The organism is Pseudomonas sp. AF03-9, from assembly GCF_020515815.1.
Classification (GTDB): Bacteria; Pseudomonadota; Gammaproteobacteria; order Pseudomonadales; family Pseudomonadaceae; genus Aquipseudomonas.
Genome location: NZ_JAHPJF010000008.1, coordinates 1 through 2,402 on the forward strand (window position 1 = coordinate 1; position 2,402 = coordinate 2,402).

Consider the following 2,402-nt stretch of genomic DNA (forward strand, 5'->3'; position numbering starts at 1 on the left):
TCCTAAGCGAGCCGGCATTCTACATCACGCCGGCCTTCTGTCAAGCATTTTCTCATTTAAATTATGAGGTTAGCTGCATTGACGATTGCTTTGCAGCTAAGGCCTTAAAGGTCTTCACTGCGAAGCGGGCGCCATTCTATGCAAACTATTCGAGAGTTGCAACGCCTTCGCACAACATTATTTTATGTTTTAACTCATTGAATTCATTAGCAAGGTTTTCAAAGGGCAGATCATCAGCCAATCGCCGACTTTCAGGCGCCACGCGAAGCCAATAACCAGAAGCGTCAGGAGTGCTCAGCAGTTGCACCTTGGCCTTTATATCCAGGCTAATCAGACGCTGCTCAAGCGCCTGCGCCTGGCGCTGATCCGTAAATCCACCTATGTACAAACACGTATTTTGCGCATCCGCGGTTTTTGCTCGATCTCTACGACCGACCGCATCAGAAGACTCACTCAGCAGACGAATATCCTGCTGAGTTCCCCGATAAAGACTCAAAGGCGTGACATCCTTGGCCCGTAGCGGCGCCTCTTGTTGATGCCAGACGTAATAAAACGCGTTGAGGACAAGTAAAAGTAGAAACAACCAACGCATAAACACCTCAGGATAAAGGGCACGCCATCGCAAGACCCACGAATACCAGGTCAGGAACGAATCGAGCGTGCGGCACGGCCCCCGAAACCAGGTCCGCATCCCCGCCGGTCAGGAATACGGTGAAGTTATCACCCCAATAGCTACGAGCCAGCTCCAGCTGAGTCAGTACAAACCCCCTGAGCATCAGTGTACAACCACGCTCGACCGCCTCCACCGTGGTACGCCCTGGAGAGAGGCGCTCCAGAGCTCTCTCGGCAGCAGCATCGTCGTAACGGATCTTGCGGGTATGAGTACGCAATTGGTTACGCATGAGAGGCATACCAGGACAAATGAAGCCGCCCAGGTGCTCACCATCTGCGCCAATAAAATCCGCAGTCGCCGCTGTGCCGAAATCGAGGACCAGGCAAGCGCCTGAAGCCAGCTTGAATCCGCCCAACATCGCCAACCAACGATCAAGCCCCAGACGTTCAAAGTCTTCGTAGCCGTTGCGCACCCCGGCCATTTCACGCGCAGAGGAGGCACAAGACACAATGACGCCAAAAGCCGACTCCAAGGCCGCGACCAGCTTGTTGGTCTCCTCCTGCGCCCTGACGCTCACCAAGCGGCAACGCGTCAGCAACAAGCCTGGGAGCACCTCCAAGCAATCAATCAAAGCACTGTCCGAACCAACGATACCTTCCACTGAAACATCCGCCCGATCCGTGTCAAGTACACGCCATTTGATAAAGCTATTCCCACAGTCGAGCTCAAGAATCATCACGCAACCTCAGGCTTAACTCACCACCGCTGTATATTTTCTCAGCACCATCAACATTCAAACGCAACGCCCCTTGATGGTCGACGCCCAGCACCACACCATCAACCTGATTAACTCCAGCAATGAGAGAGACCTGCCGCCCTTGCCACGCATGCCCCTGCTCCCACTCCCCCTGAAGAGCCGCAAAACCTTCAGCTTTGTGCCGCGCCAGGTAGCCTTGCAACTGCAGCCCCAGCCGCGCGACCAACACGTTCCGATCAACTGGTACGCCCGTTTCAAGCTGCATCGAGGTCCACTGTTGGTCGACAGCATCGGCTTTGTGCATATTCACATTGATGCCTATTCCGACAACAACATGGCAAATATCAGCAGGATCTCCTACCAACTCCAGCAAAATCCCGGCAATTTTTTTCTGCCCCACAAGGACATCATTTGGCCACTTCAGCGCAGCCTCCTGCACACCTGACTCACGCAAAGCCTGCATAACCGCCAAGCCAACAACGAGACTCAAGCCTTCCAGCTGCCGCAGGCCATCTTCGATACGCAGCACGAGGCTGTAATAAACATTCTGTGCAAATGGACTGACCCATTTTCGGCCGCGCCTCCCCCTTCCCGCTGTTTGCTGCTCCGCAAGCACCAGGATGGGCGCCGCACGTCCCGCATCAACAAGACGTAGAGCCTCTGCATTTGTGGAATCAATAGAGTTGTAAATTTGAATAGGCCACGCCAGAGAAGGCGCGCTCAGTGCAATTTTTTCAGCGCTCAGGAACACCAGTGGGGAGGCCAACTGATAGCCCTTTCCACGAACCCTATGAATGGGCAGATTTAATTCCGCCTCAAGGTGCTGGAGCTGCTTCCAGACAGCACTGCGACTGACACCCAGGGCCACGCCAAGTGCTTCTCCGGAGTGGAATCGGCCATCTTTCAGAAGTTCTAACAACGTCAGCATGCAAGTATCGCCTCACAATGAGGCCCGCATGATAGCCATGCGCAGGGTCATTGCATAGAAAGCCGAGAATTTAGCGCCTGAAAAGCGAGACGTGGCCACGTCAA

At 54.1% G+C, this 2,402-nt stretch carries 3 protein-coding genes; all 3 read right to left on the reverse strand.

Going from position 1 to position 2,402, the window contains the following annotated elements; translation table 11 throughout:
* Nucleotides 1–145: 145 nt before the first annotated feature.
* Genes LIY36_RS12610 through birA form a run of 3 tightly spaced genes read right to left on the reverse strand, consistent with a single transcriptional unit; the run spans nt 146 to nt 2,298 of the window.
* Complete coding sequence (locus LIY36_RS12610) at nt 146–592, reverse strand: hypothetical protein (RefSeq protein WP_226455853.1); 447 nt, start codon at nt 590–592, stop codon at nt 146–148.
* 7 nt (nt 593–599) lie between these two features.
* On the reverse strand, nt 600–1,349 hold the full coding sequence (locus LIY36_RS12615) for a pantothenate kinase (RefSeq protein WP_226455854.1): 750 nt from the start codon (nt 1,347–1,349) through the stop codon (nt 600–602).
* Nucleotides 1,339–2,298: a bifunctional biotin--[acetyl-CoA-carboxylase] ligase/biotin operon repressor BirA gene (gene birA / locus LIY36_RS12620; protein ID WP_226455855.1), complete on the reverse strand. Its 960-nt coding sequence runs from the start codon at nt 2,296–2,298 to the stop codon at nt 1,339–1,341. The genes LIY36_RS12615 and birA overlap by 11 nt, the downstream gene beginning before the upstream one ends.
* Between the last annotated feature and the right edge of the window lie 104 nt (nt 2,299–2,402).